This is a genomic window from Paracoccus sp. J55, assembly GCF_000513975.1.
In the GTDB taxonomy this organism is placed as follows: domain Bacteria; phylum Pseudomonadota; class Alphaproteobacteria; order Rhodobacterales; family Rhodobacteraceae; genus Paracoccus.
Map to the genome: position 1 here is coordinate 373,827 of NZ_AZVA01000001.1, position 21,655 is coordinate 395,481.

A 21,655-nucleotide genomic window follows, 5' to 3' on the forward strand; every position below is an offset into this window, starting at 1 on the left:
CTAGTGGCGATGGCCTGCATGGTCGTCGCCGCAGGCCTCGCCTGCGCGCTCGGTCTCGATGGTGGCATGGTCGATGCCGAAATCCCGCCGCAGCAGGGCCTTGACCCGGCGCACCGCCAGGACCGGATCGGCGCCCTCGCGCATGACCAGATGCGCCGACAGCGCCGTGCGCCGCTCGTCGATCTGCCACAGGTGCAGGTGATGCGCGCCGGCCACGCCCTCGACGCCGGCCATGGCGCCGGCCAGCGCCGCGTGATCCACCCCGGCGGGGGCCGCCAGCATCAGCATGCGCATCACCGGCCCGATCTCCCGGCCGATATGCCACAGGATCACCGCCGAGATCAGCAGCGTCAGCACCGGATCGGCGAGATTCCATCCGAAGGCCCAGATCAGCGCCCCGCCCAGGATCACCGCGACCGAAACCGCGGCATCGGCGAGGTTGTGCAGGAAGGCGGCGCGGATGTTCACGCTTTCCTTCGAGGCGCGCCAGACCAGCGCCGCGGTCGCCATGTCCACCAGCAGCGCAAAGCCCGCCAGCGCCATGACCAGCCCGCCCGCGACCTGCGGCGGCTCGATCAGCCGGCCCAGCGCCTCGATCCCCAGCCAGACCGAGACCGCGATCAGCGCGATGTAGTTGACGAAGGCCGCGACGATCTCGGCCCGGCCCCAGCCATAGCTCATGTCGGGGCTAGCGGGCCGCCGCGCCAGCCGCCGGGCGCCGAAAGCCAGCACCAAGGCCAGCGCATCCGAGAGATTATGCACCCCGTCCGCGATCAGCGCCGTGGAATCCGCGACATAGCCGCCGATGATCTGCGCCCCGGTCAGCGCCAGGTTGACCACCACCGCGACCAGGATGGTGCCGTCACCCGCCCCGCCCGGCAGATGCGCATGGCCGTGCCCGCCGTCATGCGAATGCGAATGCGAATGGCCCATCCCGTTCCCTCGCCGGCTTCTTCGTTCCCCAAATACCCATGCGGCCGCGCAACTCGCGCGACCGCCAGCCCTCAATGCGCCTCGGCCCAGTTCAGCCCCTGCCCGGCATCGACGATCAGCGGCACGTCCAGCCGGATCGCGGGATCGGCCGCGCCCTGCATGACGCCGCGCGCCACCTCGATCAGCTCGGGCACCGCGCCCTCCTCGACCTCGAAGACCAGCTCGTCATGCACCTGCAGCAGCATCCTGGCCGGCAGATGCGCGATCGCCTCCGGCATGCGGATCATTGCCCGGCGGATGATGTCGGCCGCCGCGCCCTGAATCGGAGCGTTGATTGCGGCGCGCCGCGCGCCCCCGGCCGCCGGTCCCGACTGGTTGATGCCCGGCGTCATGATGCGCCGCCCGAACAGCGTGCGCACGAAACCGTCCTGCTTCGCGCCGGCGACGGTGCGGTCCATATAGGCGCGGATCTCGGGGAAACGCTCGAAATAGGTGTCGATGAAGCTCTGCGCCTCGGCGCGCGGAATGCGCAGGTTGCGCGCCAGGCCAAAGCCCGAGATGCCGTAGATCACCCCGAAATTGATCGCCTTGGCGCGGCGGCGGATCATCGGGTCCATGCCCTCGACCGGCACGCCGAACATCTGGCTCGCCGTCATGGCATGGATGTCGATGCCGTCGCGGAAGGCCTGCTTCAACGCCGGGATCTGCGCCACATGCGCCAGGATCCGCAGCTCGATCTGGCTGTAATCGAGGCTCACCAGCCGCATCCCCGGCGCGGCGACGAAGGCCTCGCGGATGCGCCGGCCTTCGTCGGTCCTGACCGGGATGTTCTGCAGGTTCGGATCGGTCGAGGCCAGCCGCCCGGTCTGTGCGCCCGCGATGGAATAGCAGGTGTGCACGCGCCCGGTCTCGGGGTTCACATGCAGGGGCAGCGCATCGGTATAGGTCGATTTCAGCTTCGAGATCGCCCGCCAGTCCAGCACCCGGGCGGGCAGTTCGTGGCCCTCGGCGGCCAGGTCCTCCAGCACCTCGGCGCCGGTGGAAAAGGCGCCGGTCTTGCCCTGCTTGCCGCCGGCCAGGCCCATGCGCTGGAACAGGATCTCGCCCAGCTGCTTGGGGCTGCCGACGTTGAAGGGACCGCCGGCCAGTTCGTGGATCTCGGCCTCCAGCCCAGCCATCTTCTGCGCAAAGGCGTTGGACATGCGCTTGAGATGCTCGGAATCGATGCGGATGCCGGCCATCTCCATATCGGCCAGCACGCCGATCATCGGCCGCTCCAGCCGCTCATAGGCGGTGGTCACATGGTTCGGCGCCAGCCTCGGGCGCAGGTAATGCCAGAGCCGCCAGGTCACCTCGGCATCCTCGGCGGCATATTCGCTGGCCTTGTCGATCGCAACCTGCGAGAAGTTGATCTGCGCCTTGCCCGAGCCGATCAGGTCCTTGATCGGCAGGCAGCGATGGCCCAGATACAGGTCCGCCAGCTCGTCCATGCCGTGGTTATGCGCCCCGGCATTCAGCGCATAGGACAGCAGCATGGTGTCGTCCAAGGGCGCCATGCGGATGCCGTGGCGGGCCAGCACCTTCCAGTCATACTTGATGTTCTGGCCGATCTTCAGCACCGAGGGATCCTCCAGCACCGGCTTGAGCATCGCCAGCGCGCGCTCCAGATCCATCTGCCCCTCGGCCCGCGCACCCGAGCCGAAGAGGTCGGCGGCGCCGTCGACATGGCCCAGCGGCAGATAGGCCGCCCGCCCCGGCCCGGTGCACAGCGAGACACCCACCAACTCGGCCTGCATCTCGTCCAGCCCGGTGGTCTCGGTGTCGATGGCGACCACGCCGGTCTCGGCGATCTCGGCCAGCCACGCGGCCAGCACTGCCTCGTCGCGGATGGTGACGTAAAGGCCGCGGTCGATGGCCGGCAGCGCGGCGGCGGGCACGGCCGGCTCGGCATCGGCCGCGGCGGCCGCGGGCGCCGCCACCTCGGCCAGGGTCGGCGCCTCGGTCCCGAACCGTTCGGCCACGCGCTTGGTCAGGGTGCGCAGCTCCATCCGGGTCAGGAATTCCAGCAGCGCCTCGGGATCGGGCTCGCGGATCTCCAGGCTCTCCAGGCTGAAATCCAGCGCCATGCGGCAATCCAGCTCGACCAGCCGCTTCGAGATGCGGATCTGCTCGGCATGGTCGATCAGGGTCTGGCGGCGCTTGGGCTGCCGGATCTCCTCCGCCCGCGCCAGCAGGCTTTCCAGATCGCCATATTCCTGGATCAGCTGCGCGGCGGTCTTGATGCCGATCCCCGGCGCGCCCGGCACGTTGTCGATGGAATCGCCGGCCAGGGCCTGCACGTCCACCACCCGCTCGGGCCCGACGCCGAATTTCTCGCGCACCTCGTCCGGGCCGATGGGCTTGCCCTTGATCGGGTCCATCATCTCGACCCCGCCGCCGACCAGCTGCATCAGGTCCTTGTCGCTGCTAATGATCGTCACCCGCCCGCCGGCATCCCGCGCCTGGCAGGCGAGGCTTGCGATGATGTCGTCGGCCTCGAAGCCCTCGGTCTCGATGCAGGCGATGTTGAAGGCGCGCGTCGCCTCGCGGGTCAGGGGGAATTGCGGCCGCAGATCCTCGGGCGGCTCGGGCCGGTTGGCCTTGTAGAGCGGATAGATATCGTTGCGGAACGTCCGCGCCGAATGGTCGAAGATCACCGCCGCATGGGTCGGCTGGTCCGAACCCTTGCCGTCCTGCAGATACTTCCAGACCATGTTGCAAAACCCGGCCACCGCGCCGATGGGCAGCCCGTCCGAGCGCCGGGTCAAGGGCGGCAACGCATGATAGGCGCGAAAGATGAAGGCCGAGCCGTCGATCAGATGCAGGTGATGGCCCTTGCCGAATCCGTCCGTCATCTGCGCCTCATCCTTCTGCCAGCGTCCAAGGCCCCTTACTGCCACGAAGCGCCGACCGGGCCAAGACCGCCCCCGCCTTCACTGTTTCACAAATACCCCCGCCGGAGGCGCGGCAACCGCACCACCCCAACCAGGCCGCCATGGCGCGCGATCAGTGATCGTCGTGCGCGTGTTCGCGGTCGATGACGAAGCGCTTGTCGCAATAGCCGCATTCGACCCAGCCGGTATCCTGCGGAATGGCCAGCCAGACGCGCGGATGGCCCAGTCCCCGCGCCTCGTCGCCGTCGCAGGCGACCTTCCACGAGGTGACGGTCTGGATCTCGGGGGCCGGGATGGTCATGGCGGTTCCTTGAGCTTTGACGACAAACGCGGTTAAACCGGCGGCGATCATAATGAACGCGAAGAGCCGATGCCAGCCCCCGCAAGCAGTCCGAACGCCATCGAAATCAGAGGTCTGACCAAGACCTATGCCGCCGCCGGCAAGGCGCCGGCGAAACATGCGCTGAAGGGGCTGGACCTGGCGATTCCCGCCGGCTCGATCTTCGGCCTGCTGGGCCCGAACGGCGCCGGCAAGTCCACCACGATCAACATCCTGGCCGGGCTGGTGCGCAAGACCGCGGGCCGGGTGACGATCTGGGGCTTCGACCAGGACGTGAACCCGCGCCAGTCCCGCGCCGCCATCGGCGTCATGCCGCAGGAGCTGAACATCGACCCGTTCCTGACCCCGCGCGCCAGCCTCGAGGTGCAGGCCGGCCTCTACGGCGTGCCGAAGCGCGAGCGCTGGACCGACGGGCTGCTGGAGCTGGTCGGGCTGACGGATCAGGCGGAAAGCTATTCGCGCCACCTCTCGGGCGGCATGAAGCGGCGGCTCTTGCTGGCCAAGGCGCTGGTGCACCGGCCGCAGATCCTCGTGCTGGACGAACCGACGGCGGGCGTCGACATCCAGCTGCGCGAGATGCTGTGGCGCAACGTGCGGCGGCTGAACGACCAGGGCATGACCATCATCCTGACCACGCATTACCTGGAAGAGGCCGAAGAGATGTGCGACCGCATCGCCATCATCGACCACGGCGCGCTGATCCTGTGCGAGAATACCGCCGCCCTGCTCGGCCGGGCCGATTCCAAGACGCTGGTGGTCGATACCGGCGAAGGCCGCGCCCTGCCCGCCCTGCCCGAAGGCGTGCGGGCCGAGCGGCGCGGCGACGGCCGGCTCGCCCTCAGCTACGCGCCCTCGCGCATCCCGGCGGACCGGCTGATCGACGCGCTGCGCGAAGCCGGGCTGGCGATCCGCGACGTCGCGGTCGAGGCGCCGGACCTCGAGGATGTCTTCGTCCAGCTGACCTCGCGCCCCGCGCCTCAGCCCGGCTGAACCATGCGGCCCATCGGGCGGCCGCCCAGGATGTGCATGTGGAAATGCGGCACCTCCTGCACGCCGTCCGGCCCGGCATTGGTGATGGCGCGGAAGCCCCGGCCGCCGTCCAGCGCCACGCCCAGCTCGCGGGTCACTTTCGCCACGGCGCGGTGGAAATCCACGATCTCGGCTTCCGAGGCGTTCGCGGCGAAATCGTCATAGCTGACATAGGCGCCCTTGGGGATCGCCAGCACATGCACCGGCGCCTGCGGCCGGATGTCGCGAAAGACCAGCGTATGCTCGGTCTCCAGCACGGTATCATTGGGGATCTCGCCGCGCAGGATGCGGGCGAAGATGTTGCTGTCGTCATAGGCGGGCATGGCGGTTCTCTCCTCAATCGTCGAACAGGTATTCGGTCCGGGCCAGCGCCAGCGCGGCCGTGGCCGGCACGTCCAGGAAACGCGCCAGCTGCGCGGCGTTCTCCTCGGGCGGGCGCCAGGGGGCGATGGCGTGGAAACCGGCGAAATCCATGTCGCGCAGCCGCTCGGCCTCGTGCTCCAGGTCGGCGCGCACCGTCGGCAGCAGCCGCTCGATCACCTCGGGCGCGGTCTCGGCCCCGGCCAGGCCCACCCGGGCGATATGGCCGCGCAGATAATCGTCGTCGAAACGCGAATCGATCAGCAGCAGCCGGGTGTCGGCCTTGTCCGAGGTCAGGTCCTGGATCAGATGCAGCGCCGAAGGGTCCAGGCACAGCACCAGCCGGTTCGATTCGAAATGCTCGAACAGCAGCCGGATCAGCGCCCGCCGATGCCGGTCGCGCTTCTCGATGGTGGTCTCGACCCCACCCAGATCGGGCAGATGCGCCCGATGCTCGTTGAAGACGAAATCCACCGCCGGGATCGGGGTCTGCGTCCGGATCGCCGCGGTCAGGCGCTTGGCGACATGCCATTTCTTGGCCACCACCAGCAGCAGCGTATTGGCCCGGCCCAGGCTGCCCTCGGCCTCCCAGAACCGCTGGCCGAAGCGCCGCCCGACCCGGCCCCGGGCGGTCAGGAAGCGAAAGAGCCCGGTCGCCTCGTTCGAGATCGGGAAATGCACCCCGCGCGCCGCCCAAAGCGCGCCCAGCCGCTCGCGCAGCCGGATCGCCTCGGGGCTGATCTTGCGCGCGAACAGATAGTCCTGCCCGACCAGAAGGTCGTAATGGTCGTTATAGAAGGTGACCGGCATCCCGTAATCGGTGAAGATCAGATAGGTCAGCGTGCGGGCCCGGATTTCCTTCCGCGGCACGACATGCGGCACGATGGTCTGGAAGAAGGTCTCGTCGGGGATCCAGGTGGTCGAGAAAAACCGCAGCACGTCCGGGCGGGTGGCGCAGAAATCCAGCACCTTCTCGACCGTCTGGCGGCGCAGGCACCACCATTGCGACCCGATCATCACCTGGATGTCGGCGGGCACCGGCCGGGTCAGGCCCAGGCGCTTCTGCAGGTCGTAGCTGGCATAGAACAGCCATTTCCGCGTCCGCTCGTTGAACCAGTGCCGGTAGATCAGCCGCTCTTCCTTGAAGCCGGTCTTGATCCAGTCCGATTCGAAGAAGTCGAAATTCTCGATATAGTCGCAATCCTCGGCGTCCAGGAAGGCATGGGCATATTCCGCCGACTTGATCGGCATGCAGTCGCCCGACAGCATGTAGAAATGCGTGGCCTGCGGAAAGGCGACGACGGCGGCGCGCACCGCCTCCAGCGTGGCGCCGACCAGCGACCATTCGCCCCAGCCGCATTTCCAGCGCCGCTGCGCGAAGGCGACCGAGGGGTTGTCGGCCAGGGCCGCGCGGATCAGCTCGAAATCCCGGGGCTTGGCGCGGCCGTCGAAATGGATCGACACGTAATCGCCCGAGGCCGTCAGCCGGCGTGCCTGCGCCACCACGCCCTTGGGATCCTTGTGGCAGAGCAGAATGAAGGCAATCCGTGCCATCGATACAGCCATCCCCTCCGGTTCGCGCCGGCGCATGCTCCACAGCAGGTTGAATCTCTGCCGCTGATTTGCTTTGTGTCCTTACCGATTTTGGCCGCAGGGGCAACCCGGCCGAGCCCGCCCCGGCCGGCGCAGTTTTTTTGAAGGGAATGAGAGTTATGGGTTTTCCAGGAACCTGGATGACGGAAAGCGAAAGCATGGTCTATCGCGTCGTCCCGAAATGCGCCTGTTCCTCGATCGGGCAGATCATGTTCTATTCCGACCATGGCCGCTATTTCGACGGCGACATCCACGATTCCACCAGCGGGCTGCACAAATGGAACCAGCCCGAAAGCCAGCAGCTCATCGAAAGCAACGTCAAGGCACACAAGGCGCTGACCTTCACCTGCGTCAGGAATCCCTATGCGCGCATCCTGTCCTCGTTCTTCGACAAGATCGCCGGCATCCAGAGGAACGGCAAGCGTTACCGCGGCAATCTCGTGCCGCAGCTGATGCAGCGCTACGGCGTCGACGTGGGCAGCCCGGAGAACGGCTTCGAATTCGACCAGGTCGCCAGCTTCCGCCGCTTCCTGCTGTTTGCGCGCGACACCATCCGCTGGCGCCGGCCGATGGAGCCGGACATCCACTGGTCGGCCATGTCCGGCCATATCTCGACCTTCATCGTGAACGGCGGCCGCTACGACCAGATCTTCTTCACCGAGAAGTTCAACGAGGGCATGCAGAAGGTGCTGGATGCCGCGCCGACCCCGGTCAGGCTCGACGTCAACGACGTGCCCAAGTTCAACGAATCCGAAGGCCACGGCCCCAAGCGCGCCCACAAGGTCAGCGATTATTTCGACGACCTGTCGCGGCATCTGGTCTGGGAAATCTACAAGAAGGATTTCCAGCTCTTCAAATACGACTTCGACGACCCCGACAACAAGCTGCCGAAGAACGAGATCGACCTCGACGAGGTCCATGCCAAGCTCGGCCGCTGAACCCGCCGCGCCCCCCGGCGCCCGGCTTCTTTCTTGCCCAAATATCCCCGCCGGAGGCAGCGGCGCGCATGCGCCGCTTCTCTTGCAGATTCCCCTTGCGAAATGCAGAAATCCCGCTATTTTGCCGCCTTCATTCGACCGGCGGGGGAATCCCGGACCGCGGCCCCCGCTCTGCGACCCGTTTTCGCGTCTTGCGGCCAACGCTCCAGTGGCCTATGCCCGCCCCAGACACGAACACCGAATCCGGGGCCGCCCAGCCGGGTTGCCCCCCGAACCACTTGAGGTTGAGACATGGCCGTCCCTCAGAACCGAGTTACCCGCTCCCGCCGCAACATGCGCCGTTCGCATGATGCGCTCGTCGCCGGCAACCCGAACGAATGCTCGAACTGCGGCGAGCTGAAGCGCCCGCATCACGTCTGCCCCTCCTGCGGCCATTATGCCGACCGCGAGGTCGTGGCGCAGGCCAATGAGGTCGATCTGGACGAAGACGCGGCCTGAGCGGACCGACCGCGGATATGGCTTCGGCAGATTCCAGCACTCTGCCTCGCGCCCCTGGCGACGGGGGCGGCGTGGTGATCTCGGTCGACGCGATGGGCGGCGACCGGGGTCCGGCGACGGTGGTCGCCGGCATGGCCGAAAGCGCCGGGAAGAATCCCGATATCCGTTTCATCGTCCACGGCCCGCAGGCCGAGCTGCAGCGGCTGATCGGCCGCCGCGGCGATCTGCTGCAGCGTTGCGACATCCGCGACGCGGCCGGCGTCGTGACCATGGACGACAAGCCCAGCCAGGTGCTGCGCAAGGGCGAGGGCACCTCGATGTGGTCAGCCCTCGAATCGGTGCGCCAGGGCGAGGCGACCGCCGCCGTGTCCTGCGGCAATACCGGCGCGCTGATGGCGCTCTCGATGCTGCGGCTGCGCAAGCTGCCCGGCGTGAACCGCCCCGCCATCGCCTGCCTCTGGCCGTCGCGCAATCCGCAGGGCTTCAACGTCATGCTGGATGTGGGCGCCGATATCCGCGCCGATGCGCAGGACCTGCTGACCTATGCGCTGATGGGCGCCTCCTATGCCCGCAACGGCTTCGGGCTGGAGCGGCCGCGCGTCGGCCTGCTGAACGTCGGCACCGAGGAACACAAGGGCCGGCCCGAGCTCAAGCAGGCCCATGAACTCATCCCCACCACGGCGCAGGCGGCGAATTTCGACTATGTCGGCTTCGTCGAGGGCGGCGACCTGCCCTCGGCCCGCGTCGATGTGATCGTAACCGACGGCTTCACCGGCAATGTCGCGCTGAAGACCGGCGAGGGCACGGCGAAGCTGGTGGGCGAACTGCTGAAGGAAGCCTTCGGCAAGTCGGTGATGTCGAAATTCGCGGCGCTTCTGGCCATGGGCTCGCTCAAGCGGCTGCAAAAGCGCATCGACCCGCGCCGCGTCAATGGCGGCGTCTTCCTGGGACTGAACGGGACGGTGGTGAAATCGCACGGCTCGGCCGATGCGACCGGTGTCTCGGCGGCGATCAAGCTGGCCTTCCGGCTGGCGCAATCCGGCTTCCAGGACCGGCTGGCGGCGCGCGTGGCGCAATCCGTCGCGGCGGCCAGCCAAATCAACGGCAGCAAGGAAAGCGAGGCGTCCTGATGCGGCGTGCGATCGTCCGGGGAACCGGCCATTACCTGCCCGAACGCGTGGTCGAGAACAGCTGGTTCGAGGACAAGCTGGACACCAGCGACGAATGGATCCGCGCCCGCACCGGCATCGAGCGGCGCCATTTCGCCGCCGAGGACCAGGGCACCAGTGACCTGGCCATCCGGGCGGCGCAGGCGGCGCTGGCCGATGCGGGCATCGAGGCCGGGCAGGTCGATGCGGTGATCGTGGCGACCTCGACCCCCGACCTGACCTTCCCCTCGGTCGCGACCATGGTGCAGGCGGGCCTGGGCATGCGCGGCGGCTTCGCCTATGACCTGCAGGCGGTCTGCGCCGGCTTCGTCTATGCGCTGGCCAATGCCGATGCGATGATCCGTTCGGGCTTGGCCGAGCGCGTGCTGGTCATCGGCGCCGAGACCTTCAGCCGCATCATGGACTGGAGCGACCGCGGCACCTGCGTGCTTTTCGGCGACGGCGCCGGCGCCGTGCTGCTGGAAGCGGCCGAGGGCGCCGGCACCTCGCAGGACCGCGGCATTCTCGCCACCGACCTGAACAGCGACGGGCAGTATCGCGACCTGCTCTATGTCGATGGCGGCGTCGCCTCGACCGGCACGGCCGGGCATCTGCGCATGCAGGGCAACCTGGTGTTCCGCCACGCGGTCGAGAAGCTGGCCGACACCGCGCATCGCGCGCTGGACAAGGCCGGGCTGACCGCCGAGCAGGTGGGCTGGCTGGTGCCGCACCAGGCCAATCTGCGCATCATCGAGGCCACGGCCAAGCGCATGCATCTGCCGATGGAAAAGGTGGTGCTGACGGTCGCCGACCATGGCAACACCTCGGCGGCCTCGATCCCGCTGGCGCTTTCCGTGGCCAATGCCGAAGGCCGCTTCCAGCCCGGCGACGTGCTGGTGGCCGAGGCGATCGGCGGCGGCCTCGCCTGGGGTTCCGTCGTCCTGCGCTGGTAAGCCGTTATTTCAGCTGCGAATCCTTCGACCCGCGCCGATTGATCCCTCCGGCCGGCCGCCAGGCCCTGTCGCGGCCGGACTGGCAGTCGACGCAAAGCCGCACGCCCGGAATCGCCTGCCGCCGGGCCTCGGGAATCGGCTCGTCGCATTCCTCGCAGAAGTCTGCGCTTTCCCGCGCGCCGGCCTGCGCATTGCGCAGCCGCATGCGCTCGATGGCCTCCTGCGTCGAGACCTCGATCTGTTCGTTCACCGCGTCGTCGCGCGCCCAGCCGCCAGCCATATCCTTCCGGTCCCGCCTGTCCTTCGTCCTCAAGATAGGCGCGCATTGCCGCATTTCCAAGCGGGCTGCGGGGCTGCTTGCGCGGGGTCTTGCCGGTAAGGCGCGAATAATGCGGGACAAAATCGGCCGTTGAGGGAACGGAATCGGGTCGGGGTTGTTGACTCGGCGCCGTAAAGAAATCATCCTTCGCAGCATTCGAGAGGTTTCCGAGATGAGCGACTCTACCCTGACCCGCATGGACCTGGCCGAGGCCGTGTTCCGTGAGGTGGGTCTGTCCCGCCACGAATCGGCCCAGCTTGTCGAAAGCGTGCTTGGCCATATCTCGGACGCGCTGGTGCGCGGCGAGCAGGTCAAGATATCGTCTTTCGGCACGTTTTCGATCCGCGACAAGAACGAGCGCATCGGCCGCAATCCCAAGACCGGGGAAGAGGTACCGATCACGCCCCGCCGGGTGCTGTCCTTCCGGCCGTCGCATCTGATGAAGGATCGCGTGGCGGCAGGGAACAGGCGCAAGGGCTGATGAGCAAGTCCCCCGACGCCTTCAGATCCATCGGAGAGGTCTCGCGCCTCGTGGGCGTCGCGCCGCATGTGCTGCGCTATTGGGAATCGCAATTCACGCAGCTCGCGCCGGTGAAACGCGCCGACGGGCGCCGCTATTACCGGCCTGACGATGTCCGGCTGGCGGCGGGTCTGTGCCAGGTCCTGCGCGAGGAAGGGCTCAGCATCCGCGGCGCAAAGCGGCTGATCGCCGCCGACCGGGGCACCGCCCTGCGCGAGATCGGCGCCGCCCGCCTGGGCGAGACCCTGGGCGATGCCGCCCCGTCCCAGCGCCCGGCCCCGGCCGTGCGCCTGGCCCCGCCCCGCGCGGCCGAACCCCCTGCCCCGGCTTCGCCCCCTGCGCCGCAGCGGCCCGCCAGACAGCCTTCCCCCCCGCCATCCGCACCGGAATCGCTGCCGCTTTTCGCCGCCCTCGTCCCGGCGGCCGGTCCCGCGCCCGACGACTGGCTGGGCCGGCTCGCCTCCACCGCGCTGGCGCTGCGCCTGCATGAGCTGCAAGGCAAGTCTCTGCCCGAAGGGGCGAAAACCCTGCGCGACGCGCTGTCGGCCCCCCGCTGACCCGCATGACCGGCCGCCCAGCAGCCGCAAGCGGCGGCCCGACCACCGCAATCGAAATTCCTGCCGAAATTTCCGTGCTTCGCCCCTTGTGCTGGCGGCCCGCTTCGCTCTATATGCCCCTCGTCGGGCCGTGGCGCAGCCTGGTTAGCGCGTCCGTCTGGGGGGCGGAAGGCCGCGAGTTCGAATCTCGCCGGCCCGACCATTCCGAAAACGCCCATCCCCGTCCAGGGGTGGGCGTTTCCTTTTGCCGAAAGGGTTTCGCGTGAACGGTGTGCTTCCCGATTCGTCCCTGCGCCAGCTGATCGCCAGCGGCGCGATCTCGGCGGACCAGCCGATCCTGCCCGAACAGGTCCAGCCCGCCAGCCTCGACCTGCGGCTGGGGGCGACCGCCTGGCGGTTGCGCGCCTCGTTCCTGGCCGGGCGCGGCCGCAAGGTCAGCGACCGGCTCAAGGATTTCGAGATGCACCGCATGGACCTCACCGAGGGCGCGGTGCTGGAAAAGGGCTGCGTCTATCTGGTCCCGCTGATGGAGCGGCTGTCGCTGCCCGCCAGCCTCGACGCGGTCGCCAACGCCAAAAGCTCGACCGGGCGGCTCGACCTGCTGACGCGGCTGGTCACCGACGAGGGCACCGAATTCGACCGCCTGCCCGAGGGCTATGACGGCCCGATCTATGCCGAGATCTGCCCGCGCAGCTTCTCGGTTCTGGTGCGGCCCGGCATGCGGCTGAACCAGCTGCGGCTGCGGCAAGGCCAGGCGGTGCTGACGGATGCCGAGCTGCGCGACCTGCATGCCGCCGAGCCCCTGGTCACCGGCGAGGCGCTGATCGACGACGGCCTGGGCTTCTCGGTCGATCTGCGCCCCGCGGCGGGGGATCTGGTCGGCTACCGCGCCCGGCCGCATAGCGGCGTCATCGACCTCGACCGCATCGGCGCCTATCAGGCCCGCGACTTCTGGGACGCGCTGCGCACCACGGACGGGCAACTGATCCTCGACCCCGGCGCCTTCTATATCCTGGTCAGCCGCGAATCGGTGGCGATCCCGCCCGATTACGCCGCCGAGATGGCGCCCTACCTGGCCATGGTGGGCGAATTCCGGGTGCATTACGCCGGCTTCTTCGACCCCGGCTTCGGCCATGGCGCGGCGGGACAAGGCGCGCGCGGCGTGCTCGAGGTGCGCTGCCACGAGGCGCCCTTCGCGCTGGAACATGGCCAGGTCGTCGGCCGGCTGGTCTATGAGCGCATGGCCGCCCGCCCCGACCGGCTCTATGGCAGCGGCATCGCCTCGAACTACCAGGGCCAGGGTCTGAAGCTCGCCAAGCAATTCGCCTAGCGCCGCGCCCCCGGACCGGCCTTCTTTCTTGCCCAAATATCCCGGGGGAGTCGCGCGCCAGCGCGACGGGGGCAGAGCCCCCTTTACCGCATCCGCCGGGTGATGCGCGCCGCCTGGCGGGCACGCTTCGCCGCCTCGCGCGCAGCCTTGTCGCGGCTTTTCTGCTGCGGGTTCCGCGGCGCGCCGGGCTTTGGCGCAGTCGCCCGCCGGATGCCCCAGTTCAGCAGCCGCCGGGCGACCATGCGGGTCAGCATATTGATGAACTGGTTCATGTTCATTGCGTTACGTCCCGATCTTCATTCGTCTTCGAACAGATCCTCGGCCATGGCTGCGCTCTCCTCGCCGTCCTCGTCGCGGAACAGGCCCGGCGCCATCTCCTCGCCGGTCGGACGCGATTCCAGCAGGCCCGCCGCCCGCAGCTCCGCCAGGCCCGGCAGGTCGCGGGCGCTTTCCAGGCCGAAATGGTCCAGGAAGGTCTCGGTCACCACGAAGGTCACCGGCCGGCCGGGGGTCTGGCGGCGACGGCCCACACGGACCCAGTCCAGCTCGATCAGCTGGTCCAGCGTGCCGCGGCTGACGGCGACGCCGCGGATCTCCTCGATCTCGGCGCGGGTGACGGGCTGGTGATAGGCGATGATCGCCAGCGTCTCGGTCGCGGCGCGCGACAGGCGGCGGCTTTCCACCACGCTTTCCTGCATCAGGAAGCCCAGATCGGCGGCGGTGCGAAACGCCCAGGCATCGCCGACCCGCGCCAGCTGCACCCCCCGCCCTTCGTAGCGGGCGCGCAGGGCCTGCAGCGCCTCGGCCACGTCGCAGCCAGCCGGCAGGCGCGCGGCGATCTCGCGCTGGCTCATCGGCGCGGCCGAGGCGAACAGGACGGCCTCGATCATGCGCTCCTGCTCGGCCAGCGGCGGCGGCGGGAAACGCTGCGGGTCGGCGGCGGTCTTGTCCTGGCTCATTGCGGGCGCCTGCGGATGGTGATCGGGGCGAAGGTGCCGGCCTGGGCGATCTCGACCGCGCCCTGCCGCGCCAGTTCCAGCGTGGCGGCGAAGGTCGCAGCGGTGGCCGAGCGGCGACGCTGCGGATCGGTCTCCCAGCCGTCGGGCAGGAAGGTGGAAAGCGCGGTCCAGTCGCCGGCGAAGCCGATCAGCCCGCGCACCCGGTCCAGCGCCTGTTCCATGGTAAAGACGTCGCGGCGGTCGAAGGCATAGGGCCGGAACTCGTCGCGGGTGCGCAGCCGGGCATAGGCGCGCATCAGGTCGATCAGCCCGGCCTGCCAGGCGACCTGGCGCTGGCGGGCCACGGTTTCCGGCGCGCCGCGCGCAAAGCGGTCCTGCCCCAGCCGGTTGCGGGCCATCAGCCGCGCCGCCGCCTCGCGCATGGCGTTCAGCCGTTCCAGCTGGAAGGCCAGATGCGCCGCCAGCTCTTCGGCGGAGGGCCCTTCAGCCTCGGGATCCGGCGGCAGCAGCAGGCGTGATTTCAGATAGGCGAGCCAGGCCGCCATGACCAGGTAATCCGCCGCCAGCTCGATGCGCAGCGCCCGCGCCTCCTCGACGAAGGCCAGATACTGGTCGGCAAGCTCCAGCACCGAGATCTGCATCAGGTCGACCTTCTGCGTGCGCGACAGCGTCAAGAGCAGGTCCAGCGGCCCCTCGAAGCCCGAGACGTCGACGACCAGCACCTCCTCGGCGCGGCGCTCGGCCGCCGGCTGCGGCGCCAGCCCCGGCAGATGCGGCGCCGGCCCGGTATCGGGAAGCGGGTCGGGCACGGGGGTCAGATAGGGCACCTTGGTCATGACGCTTCCGGGCAGATGGGTCTGCGCAGAATCCGCCAATGCCCGGGCTTAGTCAACCGATCAGGCCGCCAGCCCGCCAAGCGCCGCCAGTTCGGCCCGCAGCGCGGCGGTGTCCCCGGCCAGGGGCGCGCGGCGCAGGGCCAGCGCCGCCTCGGCCCGCAGGGCGGCGCGGGGGGACATGCTCCCGGCCGCGGCGACGATCTCCTCCATCTGCGCCGGCGTTTCGTTGCAGGACAGCACCAGGTCGCAGCCGGCGGCGATGGTGGCGGCGGCGCGTTCGGCCGGGCTGCCCGACAGCGCCTGCATGCCGATATCGTCCGACATCAGCAGCCCGTCAAAGCCGATCTCGCGCCGGATCAGGTCGATCACCGCGGCCGAGGCGGTCGCGGGCGCATCGTCGATGGCGGTAAAGCGGATATGCGCGGTCATCGCCATCGGCAGGTCGGCCAGCGCCCGGAACGGGGCGAAATCCGTGGCGCGCAGCTCGTCCAGCCCAGCCTCGACCACCGGCAGGTCCTTGTGGCTGTCCACCCGCGCCCGGCCATGGCCCGGCATGTGCTTGACCACCGGCAGCACCCCGGCGGCCAGCATCGCCTGGGCGGCGGCGCGGCCCAGGCGGATCACCGTATCGGCATCCGGGCCGAGGCAGCGGTTCCGCAGGAAGGGATGGGTGTCGTCGCGGGCGATGTCGAGCACGGGGGCGCAATCCGCGTCGATGCCCACGGCGCGCAATTCCTGCGCCAGCAGGTGATGGTGCAGCCAGATCGCCCGCTCGCCGCGCCCAGCCTGATCCAGCGGCGCCGGCCAGTCGGTCCAGTGCGGCGCGCGCATGCGCTGCACGCGCCCCCCCTCCTGATCGATCAGCACCGGGGCGTCGCGGCCCACCGTCTCGCGCAGCGCGTCGGTCAGCCGGCGCAGGCGGTCCGGCGTGTCGACATTGCGCGCGAACAGGATGAAGCCCCAGGGATCGGCGGCGCGGAAAAAATCGCGCTCGGCCCGGCTCAGGTCCGGGCCGGCGATGCCGCCGAGGATGGTGGCGCCGGTCATCTCAGCGGCTCATTTCGCCGCGGCGGGAATGCAGTCCACGCCCTCGGCGATCAGCGCCGCGCAGAAGCGCCGCGCCTCGTCGCGCGAGGCGAAGCCCGAGGCGCGCAGCCGCCAGAAGGTGCGGCCATTGGCCTTGTGCTCCTGCACCACCATGCCCTTGCCGGCGAAAAGCGCGCCGAACTTGCCCGAGACGCGGTTCCATTCGCCCTTGGCCAGCGCATCGCTGTCAAAGGCGCCGATCTGCACCAGCGGCGCGCCCGAGGCGACCTGGGCCGGGGCCTGGGGGGCGGCGGGCGCCGGGGCATCGGGCGCCGCGGCCGGGCGGCTTTCGGCGGCAGCCGGGGTCGGCGCCGGCGCCGGGGCGGCGGCATTGCTGGCGGCCACGCGGCGCGGACGCGGCGCGGGGCGCGGCGATTTCGCGATGGCGCCGGGGGCCGGGGCGGCGCCCGCCTCGGCCAGCGCCGTGGTGATGGCGATGTCGCGGGTCTCGTTGCCTGCCAGATCGGTCACCATCTCGTTCACCGGCGCATCGACCGCCGGGGCATCCGAGATCACCGCATTCTCGACCGCGTCGGGTTCGACGAGAGTCTCGCCGTCGGGTCGGGCGATGACGCGCGCGGTTTCCTCGATCAACGGCAGCTCGACCGGGTGCGAGGGCTCCTGCGCGGTGGCGCCCAGCTCGCCCATGGGCACGTCCTGCCCGTCCAGGGGCGTCGCCGGCGGCGCGATGGCCACGCGGTCCACCCGGGCGGGCTCGGCGCCGGCGGCGACCGAGTTCACCGCAAGGCCGGTCCGCTCGGTCAGCTCGCCGCCCGGATTGTCGGGCGCGGTGCGGGCCTCGCCCTCGATGGCGCGAATCACCGGCACGCCCGAGACGTCGCGCACCACCAGCTTGAAGCCCCAGACCGCCAGGATCACGATCAGCCCGACCGAGATCAGCGCGCCCAGGTAATGCGTCAGCCGCGACAGCCGCCCCAGAAGCGAGGGCGATTCGGCCAGGGGCCCGGCATGGGCGTCATAGGCGTGACCGTCCCAGCCGTCCTCTTGCCAATCGTCCTGATAGCCCTGATGGCCCTGGCCATGGGGATAGTCATGCGACAGCCTGCCCGGCTGCGACCCGTCAAACCCGCCCGAAGAGCGGAAATCCACTACCGTCATTCCTGCCTGCCTGCCGGTTGTCCCGACGCTGCTCGTTTATCTGCTCGTCCCCCGGCAGGGCGCCGTTTTTCAGCGCATTTCTTTGGCCGGAGTCACCCCCAAGATACCAAGACCGGCCGAAATGACAACGCCGACGGACCGCGCCAGCGCGATTTTCGCCGCCGTGGCCGCAGCATCGCCCTCTTGCAGGAAGCGCAGGGCGGCTTCGTCATTGCCGCGGTTCCACAGCGAATGCAGCTCGGAGGCGATGTCATACAGGAAAAACGCGATCCGGTGCGGCTCATGCGCGCGGGCGGCGATTTCGACGGTGCGTGGCCATTCTGCAACTTTCCGGGCCAGCTCCAGCTGGGCGGGATGCGAAAGCCGGGCCAGATCCGCCCCGGCCAGCGCCGCATCCGAGATATCGACGCCCATCCCGGCGGCCTTGTTCAGCACCGAGTTCACCCGGGCGCTTGCGTATTGCACATACCAGACCGGATTGTCCTTGGACTGCTCCAGAACCTTGTCGAAATCGAAATCCAGCGCCGCGTCGTTCTTGCGCGTCAGCATGTGGAAGCGGGTGACGTCGGCCCCCGCCTGCTCGACCACGTCGCGCAGGGTGACGAAGGTGCCGGCGCGCTTGGACATCTTGAAGGGCTCGCCGTTCTTGAACAGCTTGACCAGCTGGATCAGCTTGACGTCCAGCGGCACGCGGCCGTTCGACAGCGCCTTCACCGCCGCGGTCATGCGCTTGACATAGCCGCCATGGTCGGCGCCGAACACGTCGATCAGCGCGTCGAAGCCGCGCTCGATCTTGTCCCAGTGATAGGCGATGTCCGGCGCGAAATAGGTCCAGGACCCGTCCGATTTCTTCACCGGCCGGTCCACGTCGTCGCCATGCGCGGTGGACCGGAACAGCGTCTGCTCGCGCGGCTCCCAATCCTCGGGGGTCTTGCCCTTGGGCGGCTCCAGCACGCCTTCATAGATCAGGTCCTGCTGCCGCAGCCGCTCGATCGCCGCCTCGATCCGGCCGGTGCCGTAAAGCGCCTTCTCGCTGGAAAACACGTCCATGTGGACGTTGAGCAGCGCCAGATCCGCGCGGATCATGTCCATCATCGCCTCGGTGGCGAAGGCGCGCACCTCGGCAAGCCATTCCTCCTCGGGCTTGTCCAGCAGGCTGGTGCCGTATTTCGCCTTCAGCGCCTCGCCCACCGGGATCAGGTAGTCGCCGGGATAAAGCCCCTCGCGGATCTCGGGCTCCAGCCCGTTGGCCTCGCGATAGCGTTCATAGGCGGACCGGGCCAGCACATCGACCTGCGCGCCGCCGTCGTTGATATAGTATTCGCGCGTGACCTCGTGGCCCGAGAAATCCAGCAGCGCCGCCAGCGCATCGCCGAAGACCGCGCCGCGGGTGTGGCCGACATGCATCGGCCCGGTCGGATTGGCGCTGACGAATTCGACGTTGATCCGCTGGCCCTTGCCCATCTCCGAGCGGCCGTAATCCGCGCCCTCGGTCAGCGCGGCGCGCAGCACGCCCTGCCATTCGCCGGGGGCCAGGCGCAGGTTCAGGAAGCCCGGCCCCGCCACCTCGGCCGAGACGATGCGCGGATCGGCGGCAAGGCGGGCGGCCAGCACCTCGGCGATGTCGCGCGGCTTTTTCCCGGCAGGCTTGGCCAGCACCATGGCGGCGTTGGTGGCCATGTCGCCATGCGCGGCGTCTCGCGGCGGCTCGACCGTCACGTTCGCGGTGTCGAGGCCGGGGGGCAGCTCGCCGGCCTGCTCCATCTGCGCCAGCGCATCGAGGACCAGCGCGCGGATATCCGAAAAGAGGTTCATGGCTTCCATCCGTAAGATCGCGCCGGGATAGCGCCTGCCCAAGGGGGCCGTCAACCGCGCCGCGACCGCCGGCAAGCCGCCCCCGCGGCACGAAAACTCTGCATCAGATTGACGCAGACCGGGTTTTCGGCTAGGCCCGCGCTGTCTGCATCCGGCAGACAAGGCGAGGGGCGTGCGGAAATTGCGTCCCGACCCGCCGCGAAGCCCCGGTTTCCGGGACGGGCGGCGATGGACGCAAGCACGGCGCGGGTTGGTCCGCGCATTGATACGAAAGCCCTGAATGACCAAGTTTTCCGATCTGAAGCTGGACCCCAAGGTTCTGAAAGCCATCGCCGAGGCGGGGTATGAAACCCCGACCCCGATCCAGGCCGGGGCGATTCCCCCGGCGCTGGAAGGGCGCGACGTGCTGGGCATCGCCCAGACCGGCACCGGCAAGACCGCCAGCTTCACCCTGCCGATGATCACGCTCTTGGGCCGCGGCCGCGCCCGCGCCCGGATGCCGCGTTCGCTGGTCCTTTGCCCGACCCGCGAACTGGCCGCCCAGGTGGCCGAGAACTTCGACATCTACGCCAAGCACACCCGCCTGACCAAGGCGCTGCTGATCGGCGGCGTCAGCTTCGGCGAACAGGACAAGCTGATCGACCGCGGCGTGGACGTGCTGATCGCGACGCCCGGCCGGCTTCTGGACCATTTCGAGCGCGGCAAGCTCCTGCTGACCGGCGTGCAGATCATGGTGGTGGACGAGGCCGACCGGATGCTCGACATGGGCTTCATCCCCGATATCGAGCGCATCTTCCAGCTGACCCCCTTCACCCGGCAGACGCTGTTCTTCAGCGCCACCATGGCGCCCGAGATCGAGCGCATCACCGACACCTTCCTGCATGCGCCCGAGCGCATCGAGGTCGCCCGCCAGGCCACCGCCAGCGAGACCATCACCCAGAAGCTGGTCGAGATCACCCCGACCCGCCGCGACCAGACCGCCAAGCAGAAGCGCGAATTGCTGCGCGCCCTGATTCGGGCCGAGGGCGAGGGGCTGAAGAACGCCATCATCTTCTGCAACCGCAAGACCGAGGTGGACATCGTCGCCAAGTCGCTCAAGGCGCATGGCTTCGACGCCGCGCCGATCCATGGCGACCTGGACCAGCGCCACCGCATGGCGACGCTGGACGGCTTCCGCGAAGGCACGCTGCGCTTCCTCATCGCCTCGGACGTGGCGGCGCGCGGGCTCGACATCCCGGCGGTCAGCCATGTCATCAACTTCGACCTGCCCAGCCATGCCGAGGATTACGTCCACCGCATCGGCCGCACCGGCCGCGCCGGACGCCAGGGCACCGCGATCTCGATCGCCACGCCCGCGGACGAGAAATATCTCGGCGCCATCGAAGCACTGGTCAAGCAAAGCCTGCCGCGCGCGGCGCTGCCCGAGGGATTCGCGCTTTCCTCGGCCGCCCAGGACGCGCCCCGCCCGGCGCGCGAGGGCGGCCGCCGCGAACGCGGCCGCGACCGGGATCGCCGCGGCCGCCGCGACGACAGCGAGCAGCGCGGCCATGCCCCGGAACCCCGCGCCGAGGCAAAGCCGGTGGAAGCCGCCGAGCGCCGGCAGGAACGCCCGGCGCGCGAAGAACGCCGCGAGGATCGGCGCGAACGCCATGGCGAGCGCGGCCATGACCGTCACGACCGGCGCGAGGAGCGCCGCGGCGAGCGCCATCCGGTGATGGGCATGGGCGACCATGTGCCGGAATTCCTGACCCGCACCTTCCGCCCCGGCTTCACCGAGCCCGCCGAGGGGAACGCTGAACCGGCCGATCTGCGGCCCGCACCCGAACCGGCTGCCGAAGCCCCGGCCGCGGCAGCGCCCGTGGGGGAAAGCCCGGTTTCGGAAACGCCCGCCACGGCAAGCCCGGTTCCGGAAACCCCTGTCGCCGAAAGCCCGGCGGCGGAAACGCCCGCCGCGGTGGAAAAGCCCAAGCGCTCGCGCAGCCGCAAGGCCAAGCCGGCCCCCGAAGCCGTGACCGAAGCCCCGGCCCCGGCCGAGCCGCAGGCGCCGGCCGAACCGGAGGCAAGCACCGCAGCCGAGGCACCGGCCGAAACGCCCGAGCCCGCCGCCGCGGCCAAGCCCGCCCGCAAGCGCAAGCCGCGTGCCCCCAAGGCAGAGACGGCCGAAGCCGTGCCCGCCGAGCCCGTGGAACCCGCAGCAGCCGAAGCACCGGCCGACACCGAGCCGGCCGCGAAACCGGCCCGCAAGCCGGCGAAGAAACCGGCCAAGCCCCGCGCGCCGCGCAAGCCCAAGGCCGCCGACCAAGCCGAAGCCGCGCCGGCCGAGTCCGGCGATGCGACCCAGCCCGAGGCTGCCGGCAGCCCGGACGACGGCACCGCCGAGGCCTGAGCC

Annotated in this window: 21 protein-coding genes and 1 tRNA gene; 10 read left to right on the plus strand and 12 right to left on the minus strand. The window is 69.4% G+C overall.

The window, feature by feature from the left end; translation table 11 throughout:
- The 3 genes from PARJ55_RS0101870 to PARJ55_RS0101880 form a co-directional block, all read right to left on the minus strand.
- Window positions 1-933, minus strand: a complete 933-nt coding sequence (locus tag PARJ55_RS0101870; RefSeq protein ID WP_028711445.1) for a cation diffusion facilitator family transporter — start codon at window positions 931-933, stop codon at window positions 1-3.
- A 71-nt stretch (window positions 934-1,004) separates the two neighbouring features.
- A complete protein-coding gene (gene polA, locus PARJ55_RS0101875) occupies window positions 1,005-3,827 on the minus strand; it encodes a DNA polymerase I (RefSeq protein WP_028711446.1) in 2,823 nt (940 codons plus the stop codon).
- A gap of 151 nt (window positions 3,828-3,978) precedes the next feature.
- Complete coding sequence (locus PARJ55_RS0101880; protein WP_028711447.1) at window positions 3,979-4,167, minus strand: zinc-finger domain-containing protein; 189 nt, start codon at window positions 4,165-4,167, stop codon at window positions 3,979-3,981.
- Window positions 4,168-4,236: 69 nt separating this feature from the next.
- Between PARJ55_RS0101880 and PARJ55_RS0101885 the strand changes: the two genes are divergently transcribed.
- The gene (locus PARJ55_RS0101885; protein WP_028711448.1) at window positions 4,237-5,196 is read left to right on the plus strand and encodes an ABC transporter ATP-binding protein; all 960 of its coding nucleotides are present in this window, start codon (window positions 4,237-4,239) and stop codon (window positions 5,194-5,196) included.
- On the opposite strand, the gene PARJ55_RS0101890 is transcribed toward PARJ55_RS0101885, so the two are convergent.
- Window positions 5,184-5,558 carry a histidine triad nucleotide-binding protein gene (locus PARJ55_RS0101890; protein WP_028711449.1) on the minus strand — a complete coding sequence of 125 codons (375 nt, stop codon included), beginning with the start codon at window positions 5,556-5,558 and terminating at the stop codon, window positions 5,184-5,186. The genes PARJ55_RS0101885 and PARJ55_RS0101890 overlap by 13 nt on opposite strands.
- A gap of 13 nt (window positions 5,559-5,571) precedes the next feature.
- Window positions 5,572-7,149 (minus strand): DUF5928 domain-containing protein, encoded by a 1,578-nt coding sequence (locus tag PARJ55_RS0101895; protein WP_028711450.1) that lies wholly within the window; start codon window positions 7,147-7,149, stop codon window positions 5,572-5,574.
- A gap of 158 nt (window positions 7,150-7,307) precedes the next feature.
- Here PARJ55_RS0101895 and PARJ55_RS0101900 point away from each other — a divergent pair, with 158 nt between their 5' ends.
- The 4 genes from PARJ55_RS0101900 (at window position 7,308) to PARJ55_RS0101915 (ending at window position 10,725) form a co-directional block, all read left to right on the plus strand.
- The gene (locus PARJ55_RS0101900; RefSeq protein WP_028711451.1) at window positions 7,308-8,126 is read left to right on the plus strand and encodes a sulfotransferase family protein; all 819 of its coding nucleotides are present in this window, start codon (window positions 7,308-7,310) and stop codon (window positions 8,124-8,126) included.
- A 291-nt stretch (window positions 8,127-8,417) separates the two neighbouring features.
- On the plus strand, window positions 8,418-8,624 hold the full coding sequence (rpmF, locus tag PARJ55_RS0101905) for a 50S ribosomal protein L32 (RefSeq protein WP_011748153.1): 207 nt from the start codon (window positions 8,418-8,420) through the stop codon (window positions 8,622-8,624).
- Window positions 8,625-8,641: 17 nt separating this feature from the next.
- Window positions 8,642-9,754, plus strand: coding sequence for a phosphate acyltransferase PlsX (gene plsX, locus PARJ55_RS0101910; protein WP_028711452.1), 1,113 nt, complete (start codon window positions 8,642-8,644; stop codon window positions 9,752-9,754).
- Window positions 9,754-10,725: a beta-ketoacyl-ACP synthase III gene (locus tag PARJ55_RS0101915; RefSeq protein ID WP_036697414.1), complete on the plus strand. Its 972-nt coding sequence runs from the start codon at window positions 9,754-9,756 to the stop codon at window positions 10,723-10,725. The genes plsX and PARJ55_RS0101915 overlap by 1 nt, the downstream gene beginning before the upstream one ends.
- A 4-nt stretch (window positions 10,726-10,729) precedes the next feature.
- On the opposite strand, the gene PARJ55_RS0101920 is transcribed toward PARJ55_RS0101915, so the two are convergent.
- Window positions 10,730-11,005 carry a DksA/TraR family C4-type zinc finger protein gene (locus PARJ55_RS0101920; RefSeq protein ID WP_028711454.1) on the minus strand — a complete coding sequence of 92 codons (276 nt, stop codon included), beginning with the start codon at window positions 11,003-11,005 and terminating at the stop codon, window positions 10,730-10,732.
- Window positions 11,006-11,216: 211 nt separating this feature from the next.
- On the opposite strand from PARJ55_RS0101920, the gene ihfA reads away from it, so the two are divergent.
- From ihfA to PARJ55_RS0101940, 4 genes are all read left to right on the plus strand, one after another.
- Window positions 11,217-11,525 carry an integration host factor subunit alpha gene (gene ihfA, locus PARJ55_RS0101925; RefSeq protein WP_028711455.1) on the plus strand — a complete coding sequence of 103 codons (309 nt, stop codon included), beginning with the start codon at window positions 11,217-11,219 and terminating at the stop codon, window positions 11,523-11,525.
- On the plus strand, window positions 11,525-12,121 hold the full coding sequence (locus PARJ55_RS0101930; RefSeq protein ID WP_028711456.1) for a MerR family transcriptional regulator: 597 nt from the start codon (window positions 11,525-11,527) through the stop codon (window positions 12,119-12,121). The genes ihfA and PARJ55_RS0101930 overlap by 1 nt, the downstream gene beginning before the upstream one ends.
- A gap of 124 nt (window positions 12,122-12,245) precedes the next feature.
- A tRNA-Pro gene (locus PARJ55_RS0101935) sits at window positions 12,246-12,323 on the plus strand.
- Between the two features lie 60 nt (window positions 12,324-12,383).
- The gene (locus tag PARJ55_RS0101940) at window positions 12,384-13,451 is read left to right on the plus strand and encodes a 2'-deoxycytidine 5'-triphosphate deaminase (protein ID WP_028711457.1); all 1,068 of its coding nucleotides are present in this window, start codon (window positions 12,384-12,386) and stop codon (window positions 13,449-13,451) included.
- An 83-nt stretch (window positions 13,452-13,534) separates the two neighbouring features.
- Here PARJ55_RS0101940 and PARJ55_RS0101945 read toward each other — a convergent pair whose 3' ends face one another.
- The 6 genes from PARJ55_RS0101945 to argS form a co-directional block, all read right to left on the minus strand.
- The gene (locus tag PARJ55_RS0101945) at window positions 13,535-13,723 is read right to left on the minus strand and encodes a hypothetical protein (RefSeq protein WP_230376184.1); all 189 of its coding nucleotides are present in this window, start codon (window positions 13,721-13,723) and stop codon (window positions 13,535-13,537) included.
- 24 nt (window positions 13,724-13,747) lie between these two features.
- Window positions 13,748-14,410 carry an SMC-Scp complex subunit ScpB gene (gene scpB / locus PARJ55_RS0101950; RefSeq protein WP_028711459.1) on the minus strand — a complete coding sequence of 221 codons (663 nt, stop codon included), beginning with the start codon at window positions 14,408-14,410 and terminating at the stop codon, window positions 13,748-13,750.
- Window positions 14,407-15,246 (minus strand): ScpA family protein, encoded by an 840-nt coding sequence (locus PARJ55_RS0101955; RefSeq protein ID WP_084637755.1) that lies wholly within the window; start codon window positions 15,244-15,246, stop codon window positions 14,407-14,409. Before PARJ55_RS0101955 ends, scpB begins: the two co-directional genes overlap by 4 nt.
- 60 nt (window positions 15,247-15,306) lie before the next feature.
- The gene (gene nagZ, locus PARJ55_RS0101960) at window positions 15,307-16,293 is read right to left on the minus strand and encodes a beta-N-acetylhexosaminidase (RefSeq protein WP_028711461.1); all 987 of its coding nucleotides are present in this window, start codon (window positions 16,291-16,293) and stop codon (window positions 15,307-15,309) included.
- Between the two features lie 9 nt (window positions 16,294-16,302).
- Window positions 16,303-17,451 (minus strand): SPOR domain-containing protein, encoded by a 1,149-nt coding sequence (locus tag PARJ55_RS0101965; RefSeq protein WP_028711462.1) that lies wholly within the window; start codon window positions 17,449-17,451, stop codon window positions 16,303-16,305.
- 69 nt (window positions 17,452-17,520) lie between these two features.
- Entirely contained in the window at window positions 17,521-19,266 is a 1,746-nt protein-coding gene (gene argS / locus PARJ55_RS0101970; protein WP_028711463.1) for an arginine--tRNA ligase, read from the minus strand.
- A gap of 280 nt (window positions 19,267-19,546) precedes the next feature.
- Between argS and PARJ55_RS0101975 the strand changes: the two genes are divergently transcribed.
- Complete coding sequence (locus PARJ55_RS0101975) at window positions 19,547-21,652, plus strand: DEAD/DEAH box helicase (protein ID WP_028711464.1); 2,106 nt, start codon at window positions 19,547-19,549, stop codon at window positions 21,650-21,652.
- The last annotated feature ends 3 nt before the right edge of the window (window positions 21,653-21,655 follow it).

Excerpts from the sequence above, each read along its gene's own strand:
- argS (WP_028711463.1), bottom strand. The coding sequence starts at position 19,266 with ATGAACCTCTTTTCGGATATCCGCGCGCTGGTCCTCGATGCGCTGGCG.
- ihfA (WP_028711455.1), top strand. The coding sequence starts at position 11,217 with ATGAGCGACTCTACCCTGACCCGCATGGACCTGGCCGAGGCCGTGTTC.
- PARJ55_RS0101870 (WP_028711445.1), bottom strand. The coding sequence starts at position 933 with ATGGGCCATTCGCATTCGCATTCGCATGACGGCGGGCACGGCCATGCG.
- PARJ55_RS0101965 (WP_028711462.1), bottom strand. The coding sequence starts at position 17,451 with ATGACGGTAGTGGATTTCCGCTCTTCGGGCGGGTTTGACGGGTCGCAG.
- PARJ55_RS0101975 (WP_028711464.1), top strand. The coding sequence starts at position 19,547 with ATGACCAAGTTTTCCGATCTGAAGCTGGACCCCAAGGTTCTGAAAGCC.
- PARJ55_RS0101890 (WP_028711449.1), bottom strand. The coding sequence starts at position 5,558 with ATGCCCGCCTATGACGACAGCAACATCTTCGCCCGCATCCTGCGCGGC.
- PARJ55_RS0101920 (WP_028711454.1), bottom strand. The coding sequence starts at position 11,005 with ATGGCTGGCGGCTGGGCGCGCGACGACGCGGTGAACGAACAGATCGAG.
- PARJ55_RS0101895 (WP_028711450.1), bottom strand. The coding sequence starts at position 7,149 with ATGGCACGGATTGCCTTCATTCTGCTCTGCCACAAGGATCCCAAGGGC.
- PARJ55_RS0101930 (WP_028711456.1), top strand. The coding sequence starts at position 11,525 with ATGAGCAAGTCCCCCGACGCCTTCAGATCCATCGGAGAGGTCTCGCGC.
- PARJ55_RS0101945 (WP_230376184.1), bottom strand. The coding sequence starts at position 13,723 with ATGAACCAGTTCATCAATATGCTGACCCGCATGGTCGCCCGGCGGCTG.
- rpmF (WP_011748153.1), top strand. The coding sequence starts at position 8,418 with ATGGCCGTCCCTCAGAACCGAGTTACCCGCTCCCGCCGCAACATGCGC.
- PARJ55_RS0101880 (WP_028711447.1), bottom strand. The coding sequence starts at position 4,167 with ATGACCATCCCGGCCCCCGAGATCCAGACCGTCACCTCGTGGAAGGTC.
- PARJ55_RS0101885 (WP_028711448.1), top strand. The coding sequence starts at position 4,237 with ATGCCAGCCCCCGCAAGCAGTCCGAACGCCATCGAAATCAGAGGTCTG.
- nagZ (WP_028711461.1), bottom strand. The coding sequence starts at position 16,293 with ATGACCGGCGCCACCATCCTCGGCGGCATCGCCGGCCCGGACCTGAGC.
- PARJ55_RS0101900 (WP_028711451.1), top strand. The coding sequence starts at position 7,308 with ATGGGTTTTCCAGGAACCTGGATGACGGAAAGCGAAAGCATGGTCTAT.
- scpB (WP_028711459.1), bottom strand. The coding sequence starts at position 14,410 with ATGAGCCAGGACAAGACCGCCGCCGACCCGCAGCGTTTCCCGCCGCCG.
- PARJ55_RS0101955 (WP_084637755.1), bottom strand. The coding sequence starts at position 15,246 with ATGACCAAGGTGCCCTATCTGACCCCCGTGCCCGACCCGCTTCCCGAT.
- polA (WP_028711446.1), bottom strand. The coding sequence starts at position 3,827 with ATGACGGACGGATTCGGCAAGGGCCATCACCTGCATCTGATCGACGGC.
- plsX (WP_028711452.1), top strand. The coding sequence starts at position 8,642 with ATGGCTTCGGCAGATTCCAGCACTCTGCCTCGCGCCCCTGGCGACGGG.
- PARJ55_RS0101915 (WP_036697414.1), top strand. The coding sequence starts at position 9,754 with ATGCGGCGTGCGATCGTCCGGGGAACCGGCCATTACCTGCCCGAACGC.